The organism is Vogesella mureinivorans, assembly GCF_007644035.1.
In the GTDB taxonomy this organism is placed as follows: Bacteria; Pseudomonadota; Gammaproteobacteria; order Burkholderiales; family Chromobacteriaceae; genus Vogesella; species Vogesella mureinivorans.
In genome coordinates this window covers 1-285 of sequence record NZ_VMTV02000922.1, presented here as the reverse complement: position 1 = coordinate 285, position 285 = coordinate 1, and the positions used below count along the sequence as shown (strand labels likewise).

Genomic DNA, 285 nt, shown 5'->3' with positions numbered 1-285 from the left:
GTAAGCATCGACGAAAATGCTGCTCACGGTTCTGACTCTGTAGCATCTGCTGATCGTGAAGTTAACTACTTCTTCGCTCAAACTGAGATTGCTCCACGTACTCGTTAATTCGAAGTATTCAAACCAGATAAGTGTTATTATACTTATCTGGTTTTTTTATTCCCTGAATAAATTTCTGCTCGTTTATTGAGCTTCTCCTTTCATCGTTAGACATGGTTTAGGTAATACACATGAGTACTGAAGTGGTCGCTGTCTCTACAGTTTCGGCTGAACAGCAACAATCTC

Annotated in this window: 1 protein-coding gene; it reads left to right on the top strand. The window is 40.0% G+C overall.

Annotation, left to right across the window (positions count from 1 at the left end):
* Positions 1 to 6 precede the first annotated feature (6 nt).
* On the top strand, positions 7 to 108 hold the full coding sequence (locus FLQ44_RS21160) for a nucleoside-diphosphate kinase (RefSeq protein WP_439144958.1): 102 nt from the start codon (positions 7 to 9) through the stop codon (positions 106 to 108).
* The last annotated feature ends 177 nt before the right edge of the window (positions 109 to 285 follow it).